This is a genomic window from Halanaeroarchaeum sp. HSR-CO (assembly GCF_024972755.1).
In the GTDB taxonomy this organism is placed as follows: Archaea; Halobacteriota; Halobacteria; order Halobacteriales; family Halobacteriaceae; genus Halanaeroarchaeum.
On the sequence record NZ_CP087724.1, the window covers coordinates 245351 to 263654 of the forward strand.

The window sequence follows — 18304 nt, forward strand, 5'->3', positions numbered from 1 at the left end:
GTATACACCTATTCGCCGGGGCTACGAGGGCACTACCGCCAGAATATTCGGGTGTATACACCCCTCCCCCTCCCCGGAACGCGAGACTCGCTCAAGCGCCCCCGGGGGCGTACATGGCCGCGCGGCATATTGCCGGCGAAGCCGGCAGCGGGCGGGTGCGCACACACGCGAGGCCGGCGGTCGGAGGTGGTCGGCGTGAGCACCACGCCAATCACGGCACGGGTCGACGAGGACCTGGCCGCCACTCTCGACGACGTCATTCCGGAGCACATGACGCGGTCGGAAGCCGTCGCCGCCGCGGTCGAGCGCTTCATCGAGGCGACCGAACCGGCCGATCTCGACGGCGACCTCGACGAACTCCCGGACACGGCACGTCGTGGCTACCGAGAGCTTCTCGACCTTACCAACGGCGGAGGTCGCATCGACAAGTTGGCCGCCGACCCGGCGCTCGCCGAGGCGACGAGCAAGTCGAAGGCGAAGGCCGAGACGAACCAGGGGCCGGGTCGGTCGGCCCTGGAGGTCGCCGTTCTCAACCCGCTCGTGAATGCCGGTCTCGTCGACGTCATCCAGGGGATCGACCACGTCGCCTACCACGTCCGCCCACTCTCGCCGGAGGTCGGTTCGGCATGACCGACCCGCTTCGCTTTTCTCGCGCCGAAGCCCGATTCGAGCACGCCGACCGGTACGACCGCGGCAGCCGCTACAACGACCGCCACCTGGCAGACGTCGAGATCGTCCAGGATGGCGTCAACCGCTTCGCCGTCCGATTCCCGGACAGCGACGAGGGCCACGTCGTCGACCTGGAGGCTACTCCTGAGGGCTACCAGGGCACCTGCACCTGTCCGGACTTCGAGTTCCGCTCGACCGTCTGCAAGCACATGTGGGCGGTCTTCGCCGACCCCGACTCACCGGTCGTCGACGAGTCGGACGGCCGCACACCGCCCGCTCGTCGTGCCATGACCGACGGTGGCACCGCCGTCGCGACGACGTCGACGACGTCGAACGGTCGGGCACCCAGCTACGGCGACCTCGTCGAGCAGGCCGTCGCCGAGTACGTCGCCCTCGAGTTGATCGATGCGCCCTTCTACGACGCGAGAGCCACGAAGAAGACGCCGGGCCCCATCGAGCCGGGCACGCCTATCCAAATCAAGGGTGCTCAGGAACGAATCAAGAACGGGACCGACCGCAACGGGAACCAGAAGTACACCGCTGGCCGGCTCACGATCTGGCGCGAGGAACTCCTGCACCTACTCATGGACGGCGGTCGGTACGTCGTCGCGGTCTACGCCGACGACCGCGACCCCTCTGATCCCGGATTTATCGACAAGTTCCGAGTGCTAACTCCCGACCAGATCGAGACGGCGGTCCAATCGAACGACGCCGACGCCGACCCGTGGCACGACGCCCACCGGCCGAGCAAGGGCGAGCGTGCAAAATTGGCCTGGAAAAAGGTGCTGGGGGCCGATCCCGATGTCTAAGGCCGGTCGACGGCTGGACGTCGAGGACGACGAGCGCCCCCGCTACCCGGCCATCGCAAAGCGGATCGGCGAGGATCCCGCCCGATATCTCGCCGAGCCGGACAAGACTACCTACGCGGTCATCCGGGGCATCACCGACGGGACACGCCTGGACTGTTGGTTTGCCGTCGAGGAGGACCTCGGGCCCCGTGAGGACGTGCTCGCCGCGCTGAACGAGCGCAGAGCGGCCATCCGGGAGGGGTCGGCGTGAGCGGACAGACAAAGTCGCCAGACTCGTCGGTTCCGCTGTCGTCACTAACGACCCGGACGAAGGCCAAGAAGGTCCTCAACGCCGACCTGGCAGAAACGCTCCAAGCAACCTTCGAAACCAATCGTGAGGTCTATGTCCGAGGCACTGACGCAGGCCTCTACGTGGTCGGATACGGGTCAGGTGGAGGACTCTACATGGCTCGAATATTGGCCCCCGACGTCGTCGAAAACATGCTTTCTGGAGCGACTTGCCGAGTAATCCACGACGAGACCGCGCTTCCGCACGCAGTCCGGTATCCCGCATTCGAGGAGAATGACGATGAGTGACAAATTAGATGCGGGAGTTGATCATCACGGGAGGGTCGCAAACCACCCCGATGAGTTCCGTGCCACCGCCGACGAATTGGACACGTTTGACCCGGGTCTCGCACTGGGGTACTTCCGCCGGCTGGAGGTCCTTCTCGAAGCGAGTCCGGTCCGCATCTACGCCGCCTCGTCGCTCAAGCACCCTTGGCCGTACCGACTCCAGAACGCCGCAGAGTCCTATCCTGCTTCGTTCTGGCGGTCACAAGACCGGATCATGGACTCGGCGATATCGAAGGATCTGACGAATGCGGAGGTCCTCGAACACGCCGTCGATCGCCACGCAACGGCGGTCGTGGCGAAGGATCACCTGCACGATCGCGACGCCACCACCGAGAGTATCCGCGAGTTCGTCGATGTCCACCACCCGGAGAAACACCCGAGGGCGTACATTCCGCTTCAACCACCATACGACGAACATGTCGCAGACGTCTACCCGATAATCGAGGAGTCTCACCTCGATCACCGATACATGCTTGGCGGTCTCAAAGACGCGCCGACGAGCCAACGCGTCGATTCCCTACTCGAATTTCGCGAAGCGGTCGGGGCTGAACCGGAGGTTCACGGTCTCGGCTGGGGACTCGACGACGAGCTTGTGAGTGCCGTCAGGGAGGAACCGACACTTCTCGATTCGGTGGACAACAGCACCCTATCCCAGGCACTTCGAAACGGGAGAATCGTCGATAAACGCTGGCAGGCGAGACCGTTCGGCGTCGTCGACGAGGGGCAATATCAGAACACCACGATGGGAGCGTTCGAGTTCGCCTGTTTGGTTCAGGCGACCCATCGCATGACGCGGTTCAACGAGGAATTCGGAGTGAAAAGTCAATCGACGGTCGCTGATTTCGGGGGTGTTCAGGCCGATGACTGAGGTGGTTCTCGTGTCCTGCTCGAAGTCGAAGCGTGAGGGCGTCCACAGAGCGGCCGACCTCTACGGGCCGAGTGACATCTTCCAAAAACGGAGGACGTTCTCACGTCGGGAAGGCGATTACTGGGGCGTTCTTTCCGGGAAATACGGCTATCTCCGCCCCTGGGAAGCTGTCCCTGATTACGAGATGCACCGGAGCGAACGGTCTGACGTGTGGGCGGCTTTCGTCCTCCGAGATCTCCTCCCCGACCTGGATTACTGGGGCGCCGACAGGGTAACGATTCTCGCCGGAAAGGCGTACGTCGACCCGCTTCTCGCGGAGTTGGAAGCGGAGGGTTACGACGTTCTGGATTACAACCGAGGTCTCCGACCCGGTGAGAGAAAAGCCGCGTTGAAGGAAGCGAATCAGCCCGGAAAACAGGGCACTCTCACGGAGGTTGAGGCATGACTAAAAACGAACAACTTGCCCGCGGAGTTGAACGCGACGACATCCGATACTCTCGCGAGTGTCCCGAGTGCGAAGCGACGACCTTCCAGTTCGAGCGGTGTCACGAGTGCGGGGACATCCCCTGGAAGAACGAAAACACACCTTCCGATTCTATATACGGAAACGGAAGTTCGGAGGCCAAAACCGACCGGAAGTATATAAACGGTGTCGGGGGTGAGGTGCCCAAATGACGAATTCGGAAGTTGCGTGGCTCAAGCCTGACCAGGTCGAGGCGATGCGCGACGTCGCACACCAGGGACGAAATGGTCACCGCGACGAGGCGCTCGTCACTCTGCTCTACGACACGGGCCTTCGTCGAGCCGAGGCCGCAGCCATCGACAGGGACATGCTCGACCTCGACGACGGGACCCTCTTCGTCCCGGGTCCGATCCAGAAGGACTACCCCAACGACAACTCACCACCGCCGGTGACGATGGAACTCGACCAGTCCGGCGATCTCCGGACGGTTCGCTCACTACGGGCGTTCATCTCGTCGAGAACCGACACCAGTATCGCGCTGTGGCCGGGGCGCTCGACTGACCGTCTATCGCCGAAGGCCATCAACAACGTGGTGAAGCGACTGGCAGAGCGGGCCGACGTTCGGCCGCACCTCCAGGTCGGCCAGGGCGAGCCCGACGACGTCTCGGCACACACGCTACGCCACTCGGTCGCCTACCGGATGCTCCGGATCGAGGGCAAGGACATCTACGCCGTCAAGGGCCGGCTTCGACACGCTTCTCTCTCGACGACCGACCGGAAGTACGCTCATTTAGATACCGTCTGATCGAACTTCCGATTCCATTCTCGAATTCGCTTCAGACCGCCGTCTGAGCGATTTCGCTTTACCCATGTCCAATCGGTCGCACCGTCGCGCTCTCTCCACGCTCCGCTGGTGTCCCTCTACGAGAACGTCGGCAAATGAAAAGGCTACAACCGCAGACGTTCGCGAACCGGGCCGAGCAACTGAACGAGCCGGCGCTCTGAATAAGCCATGAAGACGACAAGCATCCACAACGGTACCTCGACCGTCTGTGAAAGGGCTTCAGCGGGCATCATTCGAACCGCCGAGGGTCCGGCGCTCCCTCCGCCTGCCGTATCGCCTTCCGGTTTGCTCGGGCGATGCGACGATTATCCTCCACGATCTCGATTACGCCGTCGCCGTCGATCTCGTCGGACCCCTTGAGCAATCGAAGGCTTTCGTTGGCGGCCTGCCGAGCGTCGTACACCCACTTACCGACCGTGACGAGGGTCCCCGCCGCTCCAGCGCCGAAGCCACCGAGCGCCGGGCCGAGGATGGCGAGCATGTCCATGTTACCCGGCCACCTCCGCACCGAGTGAAGCGTACGGTCGAAGGGCGATGAGCAGAATCAGCAGAAGGCCGACGTACACCCACCACGGCATTGACCGAATATCGGGTACCGTTTCGTCGACGAACACCCGAATGGCCTCCGGGTCGGTCTGCTCGGCGACGTGGTCTGCATCGTCCTGGTAATCGCTGATGACGTCCTGGGTATCTTCGACGGCTTCCTCACTCGCTCCCCCACTCGTTTGCTCCTCACCCGGCTCCGCGATGAGTCCGCAGCCGGCGTACCCTCCACAACCGGTCTCCGGGTCGATTGCGGTCCCCCACCCATCAAACCACCCACTACCTTCGCTTTCCTCGGCGTCTTCGAGCGAACCACCGTAACCGTCAGACTCCTCGGCCAGATCGCTATCGTTGTCGGTATTCTCCTCGGGAAGGTTGCCGACCAGTCCCCCGTCCCAGTCGTCCGAGTAGGTCCCCGACATGATTAGAGGTATCCAGCGGTGTGCGCCCAGTAGACGGCTCCCAGGCCACCGACCGCCAGGGTTGCTTTGGTCGTATCTGCCATGCCCTCAATGTCCGGCTGGTCGCCTTGCTGGAGGGCTTCGTACAGCGCCGTCAGGTCCTCCTGTGTTACCTGCGCCTGTTCTTCGACCTGCTCGGCGGCGTTCTGAGCCGATTCCTGCGCGTTCTCTCCGAGTTGCGACGAGGCCATTTCCACCGCACCCTCGAAATTCCAGTCCCCATCATCCGATATGTCCGGGGAGATGACACCGTAATCCTCAGCCGGGTCGTCGCTCGCCCCGGGCACGCCGTGGCCGTCCTCGGTGGCGTCGTCGATCTCGTCGGCAGGGTCCGTGTCGTCGGTACTGTCATCGCTCCCGGTGTCGGTGAGTCCCCCGCCGTCGCTGGTGTCGTCCGTTTCCTCGGCGTCATCGAGGGAGCCACCGTAGCCGTCCGACTGCTCGGCCAGGTCGCTGTCGTTGGTGTCGTCCGTTTCCTCGGCGTCATCGAGGGAGCCACCGTAGCCGTCCGACTGCTCGGCCAGATCGCTGTCGTTGGTGTCGCTGTCGTCACTCCCGGAGTCCGTCAGACCCCAGTCCTCCGACGTGTACCCGGTATCCGAGTCCATCGACGTGTCCGAGTCGTCGGTATCGCCAGTGTCGTACTGGTCGGTGTCCTCCACATCCCCGACCAGACCGCCGTCGTAACTCGTCGAGTCGTCGCTGTCGTCGGAACTCGACGTGTCCGAGTCGTCGCTGTCGATCATCTCCCCGTCGTCACTCCAGGCGTAGTCATCGCCCGACGAGTCGGTTTCCCAGTCGTCGGTGCTGTCGTCGGTGCTGTCGTCGTCACTCCCGGAGTCCGTCAGGCCCCAGTCCTCCGACGAGTAGCCGGTATCGTAGTCGTAGCTGTACCCCGTTCCGCCGCTGTCCATGTATCCCATTACTGTGTACCTCCTGCGATGAGCAGGGCCAGGGCGAGCAGGCCCACGGCCCCGATTATCTGCCGATTCGTTCCCTCGGTGTCGTCGGTCGTCTCCTGTGCGGCCTCCAGGTCCGACTCGGTGACGATTTCCGCCACGTTCTCCCGACCGTAGGCATCGCCACCCGTGACGAGTTCGCGGTGGTTCGCTTCGCTGATTGCCAGGCCGCTCATGGCGATCTATCCACCCCCTCCCTGGTTGCTCCCGGCCAGTCCTCGATCTAGTTCGTAGACCAGCACCGGCAGGAACACCACGGCCAGGGTGAACACGACGAACTCTATCCAGAACTCTCCGAACTCGTTGGCGTAGATCGTTAGGCTCCGCTGGCCGGATAGGTACATCGTCCCGAACAGCGCCCACAGGACGATGAACCCCGAGATAACGACGACCATCACCGAAATGGAAAGAAGCCTGGCGTACCTCGTCATGGGAGTAATTTTATTTCGTAAATTGTTGCTTCCAACGTTGCTCCATTATCAAACGTGTCGTCAGATTCCAGCTCTGCTTCCAGAGAAATATACCGTTCCGTGTCTGTGCTGGATATATCCGTTTCCTCAATCCGGCGATTCCATCCCCCCACCCCGGTTTTATTCAACCCACTAATACTTTCTCCGGTACTATAAGGTGTGTATCCTAACGAGATGGCGCGGGTATCGTTAAGCGTTGCAGCGCTAGAAAATGAGGCTTTCCAGTCCACTTTTATTTGTGAATATTGGTCCAGATAATAAGTGTCAATAGTGAAAGCCCTCGCCCTCACATTTTGGTATTCCGCAACGGCATCCATTTCTACACTCACGGTAAACGAATCGGTGTTAAATGTTACCGAACCAGTTCCATGACCATAATCGGAATAATTAGAAGTTTCAAAATTACCGTCGTCGTTGCTGTCCGTATAAATTACAGTCGGAGCGTCGGCACCGCTTGTATATGTATTTAAGAAGTCGCTGGCGGGTACTGTTTCGCCGTCTACGACAAATGCGTCTGTTCCGGCCAGTTCGATCTCGTCGTTCCAGATTGTAACCATGTTTATAGCACCTTTATCCCGTTGTCTGCACCGTTGACTTCCAGTTTCCCGGCCCCATCCACGTGAATCGCGTCGAGAATAACGTGGCCCTCTCCCTCGGGGACGATGTAGTCATCATCACCCACGTAGGTCTCGGGAGAGATTCGGAGGGTCGAATCCACCGGGCCATCAGCCCACACCAGGCTGCCGTTATCCTGCACGATAAACTGGCCGTCCACGCCCCCGTCTCCCGGCGGTATGTCCTCCAGCGGCGTGTCCGCCGTCCGCATGTCCGGCTTGTGGTGTTCGTTATCGTGTTCTCCGATACTCGAAGGCGGCCAACTGACCACTTAGACCACCTCCTTGACCTGGACCGAGACCGGCGTATCGTTCGTGGCCGTCACCCGGACGTAATCAGCGGCGTAGCCGAGCGCCACGATCTCGGTCCCGGCAGACGTAAACTTGATTGGGGACTCGTCGGGCGTGTTGTCGGCTTCGCCCGGTCGATACCAGTTCTCCCCGTCCGGCGAGAGTTCAATATCTACGTCCACCGCTCCCTCGACCTTCAGAAAGACCGTGAACTTGGTTACGTCTCCCACCGGAACCTCTTTCCCGCCGCTCAGGTCCTCCGACGCCGATACGTCGGACTTGCTGGAGGCCCGAGAACTCAGTTCCTCGATGACGGTGCTGGTTTTCAGCGCCATCTATACGACCTCCTCCGCCGTCTCGAAGCCGACCGGCTGAACGTGATACGTCCTCGACGCCGTGCCCAGGTTCCTGATGATGACCGTCAGCTTGCTGTCGAAGGTCTTCGGCGGGTCCCAGATCGCCACCTTGTCGTCGATATCGGTGGGCGGGATGGCTGCAGGGCCGAAGATGGTCGAGCCGTCCATCTTGACCTCGTAGGTCGTATCTCCCTCTTTCGAGGCCGCCAGCATCGGCAGGTAGAACGTCGTACCCGACCGCTCCCGCTCCCAGGTCATCGTCGCCTTCTGATTGCCGTCGAGCGTAGCCGACTGCGGTTTCGTGACGCTCGTGGCGTCATCCGGGGGGAACCGTGAGGTAATCACTCGTCGCCACCCCCAGAAACGACCTGTTCGGCGCGTTTGCGCTCCCGTTCGTCCATCTCCTCGACCTCGGTGTTTGCCTTCATTCGCTCACCTCCAGGTACAGCAGCACCAGCACCAGCAATACCTCAGCAGCCGTCAGCACCACCAGTAGGTCGTCCCGTGTCCATCCCGACCCGTCGATGAAACTGTCGAGATGGGACTCGCCGTCACCGGACGAAAAAGAATCGACCTCGTTGGTGGTGCCGGTGGCCGTCAGACCATACCCCTGTTCCGGGGATTCGGCACCGATCATGGGTTATCGAGTCGCCGCTTTCTGGGCGATGAACCGGCCAAGGCCGGGAATCTCGTCCCTGGCCCGGTAAATGGGCAGGGAGATACGGGCGTTCGTCGGCGTGGCGTCTCCGCCCTCCTCAGACCACGAGATCGGATAGGGCGCGTCGATGCGCACTTCCAGGTCCCAGTCGGTCGGGACGACGCCCTGGAAAGGATGGTCGAAGTCGAATTCGAGGGGGTCCGCAAGCTGATCACGGAGGTTGCGAAGTCCCATGTCGTCCTCGTCGACGTCCTCCCAGGTGTTCGAGGGGGCCACCTTCCGGACCCGCATGGTGGCCTGGTCGGCGCTGAAGTACCAGACGTGAACCGCGTTGTCGGTCCCGGGGTCGGTCACGTCCACCGTATCCGCCGCGTAGTCCACAGCGTCCGGCTCGACGTACCCGGTTCCGGTGACATACACGAGCACGTCGTTGGCGATGGTGTCAGAATCGACCGCGTCGTAATTGAGGTTGAACGTCTCCGTATTGCCGCCCGTACCGTCCGAGGTGAACGACTCGTATGCCGGTAGATCGACGTCGTAGGACACCTCACGGAGCGCTATCGGGCGCTCGGCCTTGAGCGAAGCGACGACCGAGTCCGTGCCGGTCTCGTTGGCCTGGAGGGCCATGGTCTTCCCGCTCAGCTTGTCCGGCGACCGCGGCACCGACGCGAGTGCCCGTTTCACCTGTTCGCTACCAGGCATCGATCAGACCTCCCGGACGGCGTTGCGGTCGAAGTAGAGCTTCGAGTTCGACCAGTCGATCTGGACAGACGAGTTGATGGCGACCTGCAACTCGTCGATGTCTCGGACGTTGACCTGGGGGACCTCGCCCTTGCGGAGCGCCTGGTCGGTGTTCTTGAGGACGTGCTTGGTCTGGTCGAGATACTTGTCCTCGTCCATCTGCTCGTTGATCGAGAGCGAGCGGTATGGACGAATGTGGTCCCAGATGAACGACACGACCTGCGGCTGATCGAGGCCGGGCGCGTCGTACCGGAGCGCGATCTCGGTGTCTTCGGGAAGGGGGTCGCCGTTCGAATCCTGAAGGTCGGCGAAGATCGGGATGCCCCGGTCGGAGCCGGCAGCGACCATGCCCCGGATGATGAGCGCCAGGCCCTCGTCGGGCGAGACGCCGAGAATGGGAGTCATCTGGCCCGTGACGTTGGTGCGCTCGTCGGCGTACTCGTGAGCGTTGGAAATTTGCTTCGTCATGTTCAGTCACCTCCGAAGTTCCGGACGGTGGATTTCACGCCGACCCGCTCGGCGAACTTGTCCGCGGTGTAGAGGCCACCGCCGATCTGGATCTCCCGGGTGTATGCCGGCGAGTAGCTGGCCCCGAGCATGACGAGGAGGCCATACACCTCGTCGGGGAGGTCGTAGGGCGAGTTCGGTTCGATCACGTTGCGAGCGACGGTCCCAGCCATGAAGGCCGCGAAGACCGCGAGAATCTGCATCCACTCCTCGGTGTCGAGGAGGGTCTCGAATTGGGGTTGTAGTTCTGGCATGCTACAGCCAGACCCTTACAGACGGCCCGTAAAAGGCGAGCAACCGGGAGATTGCCCCGATTCGCGTCAGATTACGTAACCTTACTCACCACCGTTCGAGCAGGCGGCCGATGACCTCCGGTTTCGAGGGTTCGTAGCCCTTTCGCTCGGTGAGTTCTTGCTGAATTTCTCGAAATCGATCGGCACGGTCGCCGGACAGGGTGATTCGTTCTCGGGTCATCAGAACGGCTGCCGCAGTTCGTGGTCTGAACCGCCGTAATGGGGGCTCTGCATGTCGATATTCGCCGAGTTCTTCCGGTGCATCGTTCCCGAGTCGTCGCTGTAAATCCATTCGGACATGACAACCTGGCCGGCTTCCTCCCGCTTTCGGAGGGGTACGGGACCGTCTTCGGGGTGATGCAGCGCTTCGGGAAGGTCGTAGATCGGCCCGTCGGCGAGCGGGTTGTGCACGGCCTCGTTGTACTCGGCACCGAGGCGGTTACGGTCGCTCTGGGACTTGAAGCCACCAAAGAGAGCGGCGTTCGTCTGCGAGATGACCGTGTTGTGCAACTCCTGGAGGCGCTGGGTGATCCAGATCGAGGAGACGCCGCCCCGACCGGTCGTCGCGAGCAGCTTGATGGCCTCCAGGAGTTTGCTTTGCTGGTCAGCGACCGAGTGCGCTTCGTCGACGACGACCAGGCCCTGACCGTCGAGCAGCCGCATCGACGCAGCAACTCGGGCGACGACTTGCCGCCAGGTGTCCTGGTCGACCGCTCGGGCGAGCACGACCGTCCGATTTCGCTGGAAGACCTGGGCCCAGGCCTGGGGCGATAGCGCCGCCTCACGGTCGCCCACGGCCACGTAGGAAGCCAGCCCGCTCTTGACCAACCCTTTGAACTCGTCCTTGTAATCCAGGATGGCGGTGTACTCGACGTCTTCGAGGTTGTTCTCGACGGTCGCCTGGCCGACGTACGATTTCCCCCAGCCCGATTGCGCGGCGATGAGCTGACGCATGTTACTCCGCGAGTTCGTCGAGGGCGTCCTCGACGGCCTGGAAATTCGATTCGAATACCTGGCTAATGGCCGTCGCGCGGTCCCAGGCGATGACCTCCGCGACGAAGGTCCATAGGTCGACGTCGAACTGCTCTCTCACGTGGAAGTCGGCGATCTCGGCGTCGGTCATGCCCTCGACCTCCTCGGGGACGGATTCGCGGTACATCTCCGCCCAGGAACGGACCTGCTCGCCCCACTCTTCGCCATCCATTCGAAGATACTCGACCAGGGGCTCAGACTCGTCGACGTGAGCCCCGACGACGACCTCCGCCCACCACTCAGCGAGTCGCATCTTCGTCGCCGCGTCGACGAACCCGAGAAGCATGTCCTGGCGGACTTCGACCGGCACCGGATCGAGGGCGACGTCCTGATCGTGAGCGTCGGCCACTCGGTTCACCAGATCGACGAGGGCGGCCTCGTGCTCGGCGAGAATCCGGGTTGCAGCGACGGCCTGGGGCATCTCCGGCACGTTGACCTGCTGGGCCATCTGCATGACTGCTTGCTCTTTCGCCGCGCTGAACGGATTACGCATCGCCCTCACCTCCGGCGACGTCGTCGGCCACTCTCTCGAGGAAGTCGGTTTCGGTAACCAGGACCGTGCCGGCGATGACGAGCGACCCAAAGAGGATCTGCTGTCCGGGATCCATCTCGCCCATGTCGCGCTCGGCGGCCCACTCGTCGACCGCCTCGTCGAGACCCAGGTCGCGGGCCATCGCTTCGGGGTCGGTGCCCTCGATCTCCCCGCCCTGGTGCCGGACGACCGTCGACAGGGAGGTATCCAGGGTCCGGACGTACATCTCGCCCCAACCGACGCCACCCGTCGGACTGGCGGGCTGTGCCGCCTCCTCGTCGTTCTGATTATCGCTCTCGTCGGTTTCTTCGTCCTGGTCGTCGGAGCCGGCCCCGGCGGCCGCCTCGATCTCGTCAGCGACCGTCGAGAGGTCGGCCATTTCGTCGCTCTCGATCTCCGGGACATCCTCGTCCTCGGTGTCGGGCTCGGGCTCCGGAGCGTCGACGTCCTCGGTCTCGGCGGCGCTCATGCACCCACCCCCTCGGCAGCAATGAGCCCGGCACCGCCGGTCGCGACGTCGCCAGCGTCCTGGCCGTCGTCGACGTCCTCACCGGTTACCGCTGGCGCTCCCTCGGATTCTTGAGATGTCTCGCCCTCGTCGTCTCCCATGTAGCGGTAGAGCAGGGCCAGGACCACCGCCAGACTGACCAGGAGGGCGATGGTCGTTTTATCGACCGATGGAACGAGCGCCCCGACCGCCCCTGAAAGGGGCCCTTGAGCGCCCTCGGAAGGGCCCTCGTCGTCGCCCTTCGGGTCGCTGCCGTCGCTGGCTTTGCCTCCCTCGTCGTCGCTCTCCTCGTCGGAGGGGGAACGACCGCCCTCACTACCGCCCTCGTACTGCGCTCGTTGGCGCTCGATCTCGTCCTCGGTTGGCATGTCGTCCTCGTCGGGTGCGCTTTCAGGGCCCTCCTCGGGGCCCTCGGGGGCGGTCTCCGACTCGCTGCCGTCCCCGGCTTTGCCCCCTTCGTCGTCGGTCTGTTCGTCGGTCGATTCTGACGACCCATCGCTATCGCCCTCGGTAGCGGGGCTTTTTGCCGCTTCCGCCCCTCCCTCGGGGCCCTCGTCGGCGCTCTCCGGGTCGCTGCCGTCGCTGGCTTTGCCTCCCTCGGGCGGGTCTTCGGGTGCCTCTTCGTCGAGGCGGCCTCTGATAGCGGCCCAAGAGGGGTGGTCGTTGCTGGCGTTCACGTGCCCCTGGAGATTGCTCGCGGCTGGGAAGTTGCGACCGCACTCCGGACACTCGATGGCTGTATCACTCATTCGATAACTATGTAGTTCGGTTCGATGGAGAGCCGGCCGAGATAGGCCTCGGACAGCACCCGGATTACTTCGCCGTCGGTCGGGTCGTCGCCCCAGAGTCGGACGTCGCCCTCGATGGCCTCGACGTCCTCGGCGATCTGCTCTTTCGCATCCTCGAAGGCCTCGGTCTGACGCCCATCTGAGAGGGAAATGTGCTTGCCGCTCATGTGTTCAGGTCCGCTTTCGTGACTACCTCGCCCCCGAGTTCGTCGAATTCGAGGGGGTCCTGTCCGTACTGGTCGCGGATTTCGTTGATAGCGGCTGCCGCCTCCCGTGCCTGGGCGAGTCCGGCCTTGTACTTCGTCCACTGGCTGCTCAGGCCCTGGTAGACCGGTCCCGGGAGGTCGCCCGTAGACGGGTCGCCCTCGGTGTCGTCGAGAATCTTGTTCACCTGGTCGTCGGAGAAGCCACACCGGTCGGTCAGGAACTCGCAGGCCTCCGGATCGCCGTGCATGCAGTGGCCCTCGGCGTGGTCGCACTGCTCTCCCTCGGCGTGTCGGGCGGCCTTTCCGGCCTTCTCGACCGCGCTCCGGTCGGCGTCGAGGCGTTTGTCGCCATCCGCCCGCTCGTAGACGTCGCGGTGTTCGTCGACGGTCAAGGTGGTGTTGTAGTAGTCCAGCCAGTTCGAGACGCCCCGATCGAGGGCCAGGGCCTTCACGGCCCGGGCATGCGGGACCGTCGTCTCGGTGAAGTCGATATGGTCGCGCTCGGGTTCGGTGACCGTCACCTGGCCGCTGCCAGCGGCGTGCTCGCCGCGTTCGTCCTCGGCGGCGAGTTCGGCGGCCTCGACGACACTCTCGGGGGCGTCACTCCGGAATCGAACTGTTTTCAGTCGCTTGTCGTCGTCCGGACAGAGCGCGTCGGGATACTGAAGGCGAATGAGGTCAGCCCCGCTCTTGGTGGGGAACTCGACCGTGCTCATTGATCGGCCTCCTGTTTGACGCAGCACCACGGGAGCCATTCCCCATCACCAACATGCACCAACTGGCTAACATCTTCATGAATCGCACAATACACCCGCAGATATTCACTCTCGCATCCCGTCGAAATCATCGGTCACCGATCTCCGCGGCGAACTGGTCGAGTCGGTCGTTCCGGCCCTCACGGTCGGGGACCTCCTCCTCCCCAATCCGTTCGGGTATCCACTCCGGTAACATGCCTTTGGGAATCTCCCATCCGACTGTCCCGTTTGGAAGCTCAACGATGAGCGTCTGAGACTCGTCGTCCGATTCGGAATTATCATACACCCCTACATGGTGGTGGCCGTAGAATCCGCCGACCAGGGCAGCGAACGCGACGGCGAGCCGGTTGCGGTCCTGGTAGGCCCTCGCCCACTCGTTGGTCATGCCCGCCGTGGACGCGATCTCTTCGACGGCGCCGCGAGCAGCGCCCTCGGCGATGGCCTCCAGGGGGCTACGGCCCATGATCCAGCCTCCAGTCGTGGGTGGCTGCAAAGAGAACGGTGCCCGCAGACAACCCTGTGCCGATGATGCCTGCTATAGCCCACACCCACAGTGGGGCGGAGGTCAGTAGCTCCCAACCTACAGCCGCCATTAACCCGGTCCCCAACACGGCCACGATACCGTTCAGAACCAGCAAGAACTCCTCTGTAACCTCTTGATTCACGGTCCAATCCCCGCGTTCACCATGTGGATTTCCTTCGCGATCTGGTGGTAGTGACCCTGGCAGCCCGGCACGGGACAAGGGACCGGGCGGTCACTCGTCGCGGTCGCCATCATCGCCTCCCAAGGGCGGCACGCAACTCTTCAGCGACGGTCCCGATGGGGGAGGGAACGCTGGCGGTACCGCCGCAGTCGAAACACTTCCCGGTGGTCGCGCCGAGAGGCTTGCAGCAGGACGAACACTTCTCCCGGGTCATTCGTCCTCTTCCACTCCTTCGACCTCGCCCCGGTGCTGCTCGACGGAGAACATAGCAGACTCCGACGTGCGTTTGGCTGCGGCCGCCTCCCGTCTTGCGGATGCGGACTCCCGGTAAGCGAGATATGCGAACCCGGCGGCCATCCACAGCCCGGCCAGAATCGCCTCCTCACGGGTGATCCGTAGCAGGGTCGTCATCCCTACTCACCACCCTCGAATCTCGATTTTCTGGGTCGATGCTCGGTCAAAATGGTATGCCTGGATGGCATACTCCTCACATCACCGATAGAATACCGTAACCCCTCTCCGCACCGATAAGAATACAGGGGAGTCTACTACCGAGATAGCCACATACTTTACTAGGAAGGCCGCTAACACCGAATTGTGATGAGTGCGACGAGTCAGACGGAGATGATTGCGCAGGCCATCGAGGACGACGATCTTGTGCCGCTCGGGGAGAAGAAAGCGCAGGAGTCGGAGGGTGCGATCTACGTCCCGTATCCTCAGCCCCACGCCCGAAACCAGGGGCTCCGCCAGTCGAGTACGGTCAAAACCTACCTCCACAGTCCGACCGGGGCACTTGTCGTGATACCAAAGTGAGTGACCGGGCTAACATGAGCCACCGACAACAGCTATAAAGTTGAGGAGATAGAACCCACAATCACTGAATTAACTCGTATGGCATTGGCATCTGCGGAAAAAACGATTGAATTGGACGAAGACGTAGACATTTCACGTCTTGCAGATACGATAACCAGAATCCTCCATGAGTCTGAAGACATTTTAGAAGTGGAAAAAACTGAACGACCAGGGGAAATCTATATCGACGCCAATACCAAATCGACACTTTTGACTTGGGGACAAGAAATCAACATAAAAATTACACCGGCGAGAATAGTTATCAGAAGCGAATCGCCCAATCAGTGGATTGATTGGGGTCAGTCGGAAAAAACAGCCGATAATATATATTCATATATCGAAAATTTGAGCTCCAATGATCGCACCCAAATAGCCTAATTTATTCATAAAATATGAGAGTCTTTGTCGAATGCCCACAATGCCAGACAAAAATATATCTAGAAGATGTATACGAATCCCCGGACAAATACCCCGAAGATTTTGAATTAGAGTGTGAAAATGGCCATATTAATACATTCGGTAGACCCGATTTAATCGCTGAAACTGGTGTAAATTCTTCGTTGGCTGGCGCCGTCTTAGGAGGGGCTGCTGGAGCACTCGGGGGACCCTTGGGTGTCGCGCTTGGCGCTGGATTAGGCAGCATATTAGGCCAAAACCAGGATCAGGAAGATGGAGAAAAGGTGAGAAACTTCAACGAAAAGTACCCAGATTGGTGAAATATTATGGATGGAACCACTCACCCGAACAATGAACCAGTATTATATATTTTTGTTAGCTTTATCATAATATTCGGTCTAGTTTTTCTTTCAAGCATCACGGATTTAAGGGGTATGATTATAGAACAAATTTATCACATCTATATTTTAATTGTAGCTCTCATTATTGCGGTCTACCTCGTTGCTGTGGTCGATCTCGTCTCTGGAACCCCAATGTCTCATGCTGAACCCGATAGTCCGCTTGGAATTCTTTTTAGCAGAGGATTAGGCCCATTGGGTGATTTAGTAGGTGAATTATTACAAGTACTCTTAGTAATTTCAGCAAGTAGAACCCTTACAGCGGGGATTATTCTAAATCAATGGAATCTTAACCTCCAAAAAGGAGATTATATATTAATGGTGCTTGTCGCATTGGGACTTTTCGTTATTGGAGGCTTGCCAGTCTTTCATAGAGTCCAACAAATGCGCCATACTTGGCATAGTTAACAGAGTTAGCCAAGTACTGACCGCCGAGGAGCCTGATTGTCGGCATCGAGGTCACCGTCGAGATACAACTGGCCCCAGGTCGTGATCTCGTACATGTCGCCGTGGATCGGGGCGATGAAATCCACGTCGGCGAGCGCCCGACACCGCTCCCCGATTCTCGCCTTAGAGGCTTCGAGGTCGTGAAAAGCTGGCTCTTTGGCCATGATATGTGGCGTCGACCACCCTTCTTCTGAGAGATGTTCGAGGATACGCTCGTCAAGCTGCTGCATCCAGGTACCCGCACTCCGATACCCTCCCATGGTCAGGCCTGGACGCCGTTTTTACTCTCAGTGAGGTCCTCAAGTTCTCCTGCATCGACCTCTCCGTCAAGATACTTCTCTCCTTCTTCGGTGATCGAGTAAACACCGTTCGCGAAGGCGTCGAGCAGCCCGTATTTCGACAGCCGTTGGCAGCGACGACCGACATGGGCCCTCGACACACGAACGTGGTCAAAATCGGCTAATTCACCCACTGACAGCGGTCCCTCGTTCCGTAGAGTTTCGAGAATTCGATCATCCCAAATCGTCATCCACGATGCGCTTCTACGCATACTGGGAGAATACACCTTATCGGGGCATATGGCTCATTGATATTGTAAATCGGCCCCTACCGGGCAGAAAGCATTAATGCGTACATTTATGTTCACCCCGTGTAAATCCGTAATTGCGAAGCACCCACTCGGTACGTAGAAGACTCTTGTTGGCTGTAGGCGACGGGCGGTGCAGACACACCGCCCGATAAGGTGCTCGCAGAGTTGGCATGAGCGAGCTAATCGCCACGGGGAATCAACCCCGCACGACCGACCACGTACCGAACCCAGAACACTCTTTCGCCGGCGACTGCGCCGTCTGCGGTCAGTCCGCCGACGGACTCGATGCCCGCGACGGCCGCCCGAAGTGCGAGAGACACGCGAAGCCCGCCATCGTGACGGGGGACACAGGGCCATGAAGTCCACTGCCAAGCGGACTACCCGGCCAACTGGGCGGCCCGCGACACAACCACGACCAACGACCGCGAACGGAGGCGGGCAACAATGACCCGCGGCACCCCCTGGGGCCACGAGAAGCCCGAGCGCCGATCACGCCGCGCCCAATCGCACTACTGCCGCGAGGTCGGGAGCACGGTGTACGTCTCGAAGTTGGCGTGCCCGTACTGCCGGGGGAACGACCGATGAGCGCCTTCGATCACTTCGACACCGCGGAGTGGTGTTCCGACTGCCAGCGCTACCGCCTCAACTGCGTTCACATGGGGGGTGGCGACAGATGAGCCGACCAGGGAACGCCCTCGGTCTGCTCCACGGCTTGCACGCCGACGGGTGCGACGGCAAGGAGTATTCGACCGCCCGTCCGGTCGTCGTCCCTAACCCTCAGACCGAACAGGGCGCCGAGGTCGAGGTCGTCATCATGGCGTGGTGCGGCGACTGCGGCGCCGCCGAGTGGGAGGTCGTCTGACGATGTGCGACCACTACGTCGTCGACGCCGACGAGCGGGGCCGCCGCGTCTGCCAGATGTGCGGGACTGTCATC

The 18304-nt window shown here is 61.2% G+C and carries 39 protein-coding genes; 14 read left to right on the forward strand and 25 right to left on the reverse strand.

The window, feature by feature from the left end; translation table 11 throughout:
• The first annotated feature begins 195 nt into the window (after positions 1-195).
• From HSRCO_RS01300 to HSRCO_RS01335, 8 genes are read left to right on the forward strand one after another with little or no spacing between them, the layout of a single operon-like run.
• On the forward strand, positions 196-630 hold the full coding sequence (locus HSRCO_RS01300; RefSeq protein WP_259518577.1) for a ribbon-helix-helix domain-containing protein: 435 nt from the start codon (positions 196-198) through the stop codon (positions 628-630).
• Entirely contained in the window at positions 627-1478 is an 852-nt protein-coding gene (locus HSRCO_RS01305) for an SWIM zinc finger family protein (protein WP_259518578.1), read from the forward strand. The genes HSRCO_RS01300 and HSRCO_RS01305 overlap by 4 nt, the downstream gene beginning before the upstream one ends.
• Positions 1471-1728, forward strand: coding sequence for a hypothetical protein (locus tag HSRCO_RS01310; RefSeq protein WP_259518579.1), 258 nt, complete (start codon positions 1471-1473; stop codon positions 1726-1728). The genes HSRCO_RS01305 and HSRCO_RS01310 overlap by 8 nt, the downstream gene beginning before the upstream one ends.
• Positions 1725-2054, forward strand: coding sequence for a hypothetical protein (locus HSRCO_RS01315; protein ID WP_259518580.1), 330 nt, complete (start codon positions 1725-1727; stop codon positions 2052-2054). Before HSRCO_RS01310 ends, HSRCO_RS01315 begins: the two co-directional genes overlap by 4 nt.
• Positions 2047-2961 (forward strand): hypothetical protein, encoded by a 915-nt coding sequence (locus tag HSRCO_RS01320; protein ID WP_259518581.1) that lies wholly within the window; start codon positions 2047-2049, stop codon positions 2959-2961. The genes HSRCO_RS01315 and HSRCO_RS01320 overlap by 8 nt, the downstream gene beginning before the upstream one ends.
• On the forward strand, positions 2954-3406 hold the full coding sequence (locus tag HSRCO_RS01325; RefSeq protein WP_259518582.1) for a DUF6884 domain-containing protein: 453 nt from the start codon (positions 2954-2956) through the stop codon (positions 3404-3406). Before HSRCO_RS01320 ends, HSRCO_RS01325 begins: the two co-directional genes overlap by 8 nt.
• On the forward strand, positions 3403-3636 hold the full coding sequence (locus tag HSRCO_RS01330) for a hypothetical protein (RefSeq protein ID WP_259518583.1): 234 nt from the start codon (positions 3403-3405) through the stop codon (positions 3634-3636). The genes HSRCO_RS01325 and HSRCO_RS01330 overlap by 4 nt, the downstream gene beginning before the upstream one ends.
• Positions 3633-4229, forward strand: coding sequence for a tyrosine-type recombinase/integrase (locus HSRCO_RS01335; protein ID WP_259518584.1), 597 nt, complete (start codon positions 3633-3635; stop codon positions 4227-4229). Before HSRCO_RS01330 ends, HSRCO_RS01335 begins: the two co-directional genes overlap by 4 nt.
• Positions 4230-4497: 268 nt before the next feature.
• Here the strand turns inward: HSRCO_RS01335 and HSRCO_RS01340 are convergent, their stop codons facing one another.
• From HSRCO_RS01340 to HSRCO_RS01445, 22 genes are all read right to left on the reverse strand, one after another.
• Positions 4498-4755 (reverse strand): hypothetical protein, encoded by a 258-nt coding sequence (locus HSRCO_RS01340; protein WP_259518585.1) that lies wholly within the window; start codon positions 4753-4755, stop codon positions 4498-4500.
• Position 4756: 1 nt separating this feature from the next.
• Positions 4757-5233, reverse strand: a complete 477-nt coding sequence (locus HSRCO_RS01345) for a hypothetical protein (RefSeq protein ID WP_259518586.1) — start codon at positions 5231-5233, stop codon at positions 4757-4759.
• A 2-nt stretch (positions 5234-5235) separates the two neighbouring features.
• Positions 5236-6195: a hypothetical protein gene (locus HSRCO_RS01350; protein WP_259518587.1), complete on the reverse strand. Its 960-nt coding sequence runs from the start codon at positions 6193-6195 to the stop codon at positions 5236-5238.
• Positions 6195-6407: a hypothetical protein gene (locus HSRCO_RS01355; protein WP_259518588.1), complete on the reverse strand. Its 213-nt coding sequence runs from the start codon at positions 6405-6407 to the stop codon at positions 6195-6197. Before HSRCO_RS01355 ends, HSRCO_RS01350 begins: the two co-directional genes overlap by 1 nt.
• 6 nt (positions 6408-6413) lie before the next feature.
• A complete protein-coding gene (locus HSRCO_RS01360) occupies positions 6414-6662 on the reverse strand; it encodes a hypothetical protein (RefSeq protein WP_259518589.1) in 249 nt (82 codons plus the stop codon).
• Positions 6659-7258, reverse strand: coding sequence for a hypothetical protein (locus HSRCO_RS01365; RefSeq protein WP_259518590.1), 600 nt, complete (start codon positions 7256-7258; stop codon positions 6659-6661). Before HSRCO_RS01365 ends, HSRCO_RS01360 begins: the two co-directional genes overlap by 4 nt.
• Positions 7259-7260: 2 nt before the next feature.
• Positions 7261-7527: a hypothetical protein gene (locus tag HSRCO_RS01370; RefSeq protein WP_259518592.1), complete on the reverse strand. Its 267-nt coding sequence runs from the start codon at positions 7525-7527 to the stop codon at positions 7261-7263.
• Positions 7528-7587: 60 nt separating this feature from the next.
• Positions 7588-7941: a hypothetical protein gene (locus HSRCO_RS01375; protein WP_259518593.1), complete on the reverse strand. Its 354-nt coding sequence runs from the start codon at positions 7939-7941 to the stop codon at positions 7588-7590.
• The gene (locus HSRCO_RS01380; protein WP_259518594.1) at positions 7942-8307 is read right to left on the reverse strand and encodes a hypothetical protein; all 366 of its coding nucleotides are present in this window, start codon (positions 8305-8307) and stop codon (positions 7942-7944) included. It lies immediately after the preceding gene.
• Between the two features lie 79 nt (positions 8308-8386).
• Positions 8387-8599, reverse strand: a complete 213-nt coding sequence (locus tag HSRCO_RS01385; protein ID WP_259518596.1) for a hypothetical protein — start codon at positions 8597-8599, stop codon at positions 8387-8389.
• Positions 8600-8602: 3 nt separating this feature from the next.
• Positions 8603-9322: a hypothetical protein gene (locus HSRCO_RS01390; RefSeq protein WP_259518597.1), complete on the reverse strand. Its 720-nt coding sequence runs from the start codon at positions 9320-9322 to the stop codon at positions 8603-8605.
• Between the two features lie 3 nt (positions 9323-9325).
• Positions 9326-9829: a hypothetical protein gene (locus HSRCO_RS01395; RefSeq protein ID WP_259518598.1), complete on the reverse strand. Its 504-nt coding sequence runs from the start codon at positions 9827-9829 to the stop codon at positions 9326-9328.
• 2 nt (positions 9830-9831) lie between these two features.
• Positions 9832-10122, reverse strand: a complete 291-nt coding sequence (locus HSRCO_RS01400; RefSeq protein WP_259518599.1) for a hypothetical protein — start codon at positions 10120-10122, stop codon at positions 9832-9834.
• Between the two features lie 85 nt (positions 10123-10207).
• On the reverse strand, positions 10208-10342 hold the full coding sequence (locus HSRCO_RS01405; protein ID WP_259518600.1) for a hypothetical protein: 135 nt from the start codon (positions 10340-10342) through the stop codon (positions 10208-10210).
• A complete protein-coding gene (locus HSRCO_RS01410; protein WP_259518601.1) occupies positions 10342-11115 on the reverse strand; it encodes an ATP-binding protein in 774 nt (257 codons plus the stop codon). The genes HSRCO_RS01405 and HSRCO_RS01410 overlap by 1 nt, the downstream gene beginning before the upstream one ends.
• 1 nt (position 11116) lies before the next feature.
• Positions 11117-11686 carry a hypothetical protein gene (locus HSRCO_RS01415; protein ID WP_259518602.1) on the reverse strand — a complete coding sequence of 190 codons (570 nt, stop codon included), beginning with the start codon at positions 11684-11686 and terminating at the stop codon, positions 11117-11119.
• Positions 11679-12194, reverse strand: coding sequence for a hypothetical protein (locus tag HSRCO_RS01420; protein WP_259518603.1), 516 nt, complete (start codon positions 12192-12194; stop codon positions 11679-11681). The genes HSRCO_RS01415 and HSRCO_RS01420 overlap by 8 nt, the downstream gene beginning before the upstream one ends.
• Positions 12191-12982, reverse strand: coding sequence for a hypothetical protein (locus tag HSRCO_RS01425; RefSeq protein WP_259518604.1), 792 nt, complete (start codon positions 12980-12982; stop codon positions 12191-12193). The genes HSRCO_RS01420 and HSRCO_RS01425 overlap by 4 nt, the downstream gene beginning before the upstream one ends.
• Positions 12979-13188, reverse strand: a complete 210-nt coding sequence (locus tag HSRCO_RS01430) for a hypothetical protein (RefSeq protein WP_259518606.1) — start codon at positions 13186-13188, stop codon at positions 12979-12981. The genes HSRCO_RS01425 and HSRCO_RS01430 overlap by 4 nt, the downstream gene beginning before the upstream one ends.
• Positions 13185-13943, reverse strand: a complete 759-nt coding sequence (locus HSRCO_RS01435; RefSeq protein WP_259518607.1) for a hypothetical protein — start codon at positions 13941-13943, stop codon at positions 13185-13187. The genes HSRCO_RS01430 and HSRCO_RS01435 overlap by 4 nt, the downstream gene beginning before the upstream one ends.
• Before the next feature lie 127 nt (positions 13944-14070).
• Entirely contained in the window at positions 14071-14445 is a 375-nt protein-coding gene (locus tag HSRCO_RS01440; RefSeq protein ID WP_259518608.1) for a hypothetical protein, read from the reverse strand.
• A 451-nt stretch (positions 14446-14896) separates the two neighbouring features.
• On the reverse strand, positions 14897-15097 hold the full coding sequence (locus HSRCO_RS01445; protein ID WP_259518609.1) for a hypothetical protein: 201 nt from the start codon (positions 15095-15097) through the stop codon (positions 14897-14899).
• A gap of 189 nt (positions 15098-15286) precedes the next feature.
• Between HSRCO_RS01445 and HSRCO_RS01450 the strand changes: the two genes are divergently transcribed.
• From HSRCO_RS01450 to HSRCO_RS01465, 4 genes are all read left to right on the forward strand, one after another.
• Positions 15287-15499, forward strand: a complete 213-nt coding sequence (locus HSRCO_RS01450; RefSeq protein ID WP_259518611.1) for a hypothetical protein — start codon at positions 15287-15289, stop codon at positions 15497-15499.
• A 78-nt stretch (positions 15500-15577) separates the two neighbouring features.
• A complete protein-coding gene (locus tag HSRCO_RS01455) occupies positions 15578-15916 on the forward strand; it encodes a hypothetical protein (RefSeq protein ID WP_259518612.1) in 339 nt (112 codons plus the stop codon).
• A 14-nt stretch (positions 15917-15930) separates the two neighbouring features.
• Positions 15931-16254, forward strand: coding sequence for a hypothetical protein (locus HSRCO_RS01460; RefSeq protein ID WP_259518614.1), 324 nt, complete (start codon positions 15931-15933; stop codon positions 16252-16254).
• 6 nt (positions 16255-16260) lie between these two features.
• The gene (locus HSRCO_RS01465) at positions 16261-16740 is read left to right on the forward strand and encodes a hypothetical protein (RefSeq protein ID WP_259518615.1); all 480 of its coding nucleotides are present in this window, start codon (positions 16261-16263) and stop codon (positions 16738-16740) included.
• Positions 16741-16745: 5 nt separating this feature from the next.
• On the opposite strand, the gene HSRCO_RS01470 is transcribed toward HSRCO_RS01465, so the two are convergent.
• The 3 genes from HSRCO_RS01470 to HSRCO_RS01480 form a co-directional block, all read right to left on the reverse strand.
• A complete protein-coding gene (locus HSRCO_RS01470) occupies positions 16746-17009 on the reverse strand; it encodes a hypothetical protein (protein ID WP_259518616.1) in 264 nt (87 codons plus the stop codon).
• A 32-nt stretch (positions 17010-17041) separates the two neighbouring features.
• Positions 17042-17329 (reverse strand): PhiH1 repressor, encoded by a 288-nt coding sequence (locus tag HSRCO_RS01475; RefSeq protein ID WP_259518617.1) that lies wholly within the window; start codon positions 17327-17329, stop codon positions 17042-17044.
• Between the two features lie 218 nt (positions 17330-17547).
• Complete coding sequence (locus tag HSRCO_RS01480) at positions 17548-17688, reverse strand: hypothetical protein (RefSeq protein WP_259518618.1); 141 nt, start codon at positions 17686-17688, stop codon at positions 17548-17550.
• A gap of 124 nt (positions 17689-17812) precedes the next feature.
• Here HSRCO_RS01480 and HSRCO_RS01485 point away from each other — a divergent pair, with 124 nt between their 5' ends.
• Together HSRCO_RS01485 and HSRCO_RS01490 are read left to right on the forward strand one after the other, a co-directional pair.
• The gene (locus HSRCO_RS01485; RefSeq protein ID WP_259518619.1) at positions 17813-17953 is read left to right on the forward strand and encodes a hypothetical protein; all 141 of its coding nucleotides are present in this window, start codon (positions 17813-17815) and stop codon (positions 17951-17953) included.
• An 88-nt stretch (positions 17954-18041) separates the two neighbouring features.
• The gene (locus tag HSRCO_RS01490) at positions 18042-18230 is read left to right on the forward strand and encodes a hypothetical protein (protein WP_259518620.1); all 189 of its coding nucleotides are present in this window, start codon (positions 18042-18044) and stop codon (positions 18228-18230) included.
• Positions 18231-18304: the final 74 nt, after the last annotated feature.

What these genes read in the sequence shown, in the direction of transcription:
- HSRCO_RS01365 (WP_259518590.1), bottom strand. Translation starts at nt 7,258, where the DNA reads ATGGTTACAATCTGGAACGACGAGATCGAACTGGCCGGAACAGACGCA.
- HSRCO_RS01310 (WP_259518579.1), top strand. Translation starts at nt 1,471, where the DNA reads ATGTCTAAGGCCGGTCGACGGCTGGACGTCGAGGACGACGAGCGCCCC.
- HSRCO_RS01470 (WP_259518616.1), bottom strand. Translation starts at nt 17,009, where the DNA reads ATGCAGCAGCTTGACGAGCGTATCCTCGAACATCTCTCAGAAGAAGGG.
- HSRCO_RS01465 (WP_259518615.1), top strand. Translation starts at nt 16,261, where the DNA reads ATGGATGGAACCACTCACCCGAACAATGAACCAGTATTATATATTTTT.
- HSRCO_RS01415 (WP_259518602.1), bottom strand. Translation starts at nt 11,686, where the DNA reads ATGCGTAATCCGTTCAGCGCGGCGAAAGAGCAAGCAGTCATGCAGATG.
- HSRCO_RS01490 (WP_259518620.1), top strand. Translation starts at nt 18,042, where the DNA reads ATGAGCCGACCAGGGAACGCCCTCGGTCTGCTCCACGGCTTGCACGCC.
- HSRCO_RS01410 (WP_259518601.1), bottom strand. Translation starts at nt 11,115, where the DNA reads ATGCGTCAGCTCATCGCCGCGCAATCGGGCTGGGGGAAATCGTACGTC.
- HSRCO_RS01385 (WP_259518596.1), bottom strand. Translation starts at nt 8,599, where the DNA reads ATGATCGGTGCCGAATCCCCGGAACAGGGGTATGGTCTGACGGCCACC.
- HSRCO_RS01355 (WP_259518588.1), bottom strand. Translation starts at nt 6,407, where the DNA reads ATGAGCGGCCTGGCAATCAGCGAAGCGAACCACCGCGAACTCGTCACG.
- HSRCO_RS01475 (WP_259518617.1), bottom strand. Translation starts at nt 17,329, where the DNA reads ATGCGTAGAAGCGCATCGTGGATGACGATTTGGGATGATCGAATTCTC.
- HSRCO_RS01340 (WP_259518585.1), bottom strand. Translation starts at nt 4,755, where the DNA reads ATGGACATGCTCGCCATCCTCGGCCCGGCGCTCGGTGGCTTCGGCGCT.
- HSRCO_RS01405 (WP_259518600.1), bottom strand. Translation starts at nt 10,342, where the DNA reads ATGACCCGAGAACGAATCACCCTGTCCGGCGACCGTGCCGATCGATTT.
- HSRCO_RS01420 (WP_259518603.1), bottom strand. Translation starts at nt 12,194, where the DNA reads ATGAGCGCCGCCGAGACCGAGGACGTCGACGCTCCGGAGCCCGAGCCC.
- HSRCO_RS01360 (WP_259518589.1), bottom strand. Translation starts at nt 6,662, where the DNA reads ATGACGAGGTACGCCAGGCTTCTTTCCATTTCGGTGATGGTCGTCGTT.
- HSRCO_RS01320 (WP_259518581.1), top strand. Translation starts at nt 2,047, where the DNA reads ATGAGTGACAAATTAGATGCGGGAGTTGATCATCACGGGAGGGTCGCA.
- HSRCO_RS01450 (WP_259518611.1), top strand. Translation starts at nt 15,287, where the DNA reads ATGAGTGCGACGAGTCAGACGGAGATGATTGCGCAGGCCATCGAGGAC.
- HSRCO_RS01375 (WP_259518593.1), bottom strand. Translation starts at nt 7,941, where the DNA reads ATGGCGCTGAAAACCAGCACCGTCATCGAGGAACTGAGTTCTCGGGCC.
- HSRCO_RS01455 (WP_259518612.1), top strand. Translation starts at nt 15,578, where the DNA reads ATGGCATTGGCATCTGCGGAAAAAACGATTGAATTGGACGAAGACGTA.
- HSRCO_RS01330 (WP_259518583.1), top strand. Translation starts at nt 3,403, where the DNA reads ATGACTAAAAACGAACAACTTGCCCGCGGAGTTGAACGCGACGACATC.
- HSRCO_RS01485 (WP_259518619.1), top strand. Translation starts at nt 17,813, where the DNA reads ATGACCCGCGGCACCCCCTGGGGCCACGAGAAGCCCGAGCGCCGATCA.
- HSRCO_RS01400 (WP_259518599.1), bottom strand. Translation starts at nt 10,122, where the DNA reads ATGCCAGAACTACAACCCCAATTCGAGACCCTCCTCGACACCGAGGAG.
- HSRCO_RS01395 (WP_259518598.1), bottom strand. Translation starts at nt 9,829, where the DNA reads ATGACGAAGCAAATTTCCAACGCTCACGAGTACGCCGACGAGCGCACC.
- HSRCO_RS01350 (WP_259518587.1), bottom strand. Translation starts at nt 6,195, where the DNA reads ATGGGATACATGGACAGCGGCGGAACGGGGTACAGCTACGACTACGAT.
- HSRCO_RS01435 (WP_259518607.1), bottom strand. Translation starts at nt 13,943, where the DNA reads ATGAGCACGGTCGAGTTCCCCACCAAGAGCGGGGCTGACCTCATTCGC.
- HSRCO_RS01445 (WP_259518609.1), bottom strand. Translation starts at nt 15,097, where the DNA reads ATGACGACCCTGCTACGGATCACCCGTGAGGAGGCGATTCTGGCCGGG.
- HSRCO_RS01370 (WP_259518592.1), bottom strand. Translation starts at nt 7,527, where the DNA reads ATGCGGACGGCGGACACGCCGCTGGAGGACATACCGCCGGGAGACGGG.
- HSRCO_RS01430 (WP_259518606.1), bottom strand. Translation starts at nt 13,188, where the DNA reads ATGAGCGGCAAGCACATTTCCCTCTCAGATGGGCGTCAGACCGAGGCC.
- HSRCO_RS01440 (WP_259518608.1), bottom strand. Translation starts at nt 14,445, where the DNA reads ATGGGCCGTAGCCCCCTGGAGGCCATCGCCGAGGGCGCTGCTCGCGGC.
- HSRCO_RS01345 (WP_259518586.1), bottom strand. Translation starts at nt 5,233, where the DNA reads ATGTCGGGGACCTACTCGGACGACTGGGACGGGGGACTGGTCGGCAAC.
- HSRCO_RS01390 (WP_259518597.1), bottom strand. Translation starts at nt 9,322, where the DNA reads ATGCCTGGTAGCGAACAGGTGAAACGGGCACTCGCGTCGGTGCCGCGG.
- HSRCO_RS01460 (WP_259518614.1), top strand. Translation starts at nt 15,931, where the DNA reads ATGAGAGTCTTTGTCGAATGCCCACAATGCCAGACAAAAATATATCTA.
- HSRCO_RS01305 (WP_259518578.1), top strand. Translation starts at nt 627, where the DNA reads ATGACCGACCCGCTTCGCTTTTCTCGCGCCGAAGCCCGATTCGAGCAC.
- HSRCO_RS01325 (WP_259518582.1), top strand. Translation starts at nt 2,954, where the DNA reads ATGACTGAGGTGGTTCTCGTGTCCTGCTCGAAGTCGAAGCGTGAGGGC.
- HSRCO_RS01335 (WP_259518584.1), top strand. Translation starts at nt 3,633, where the DNA reads ATGACGAATTCGGAAGTTGCGTGGCTCAAGCCTGACCAGGTCGAGGCG.
- HSRCO_RS01425 (WP_259518604.1), bottom strand. Translation starts at nt 12,982, where the DNA reads ATGAGTGATACAGCCATCGAGTGTCCGGAGTGCGGTCGCAACTTCCCA.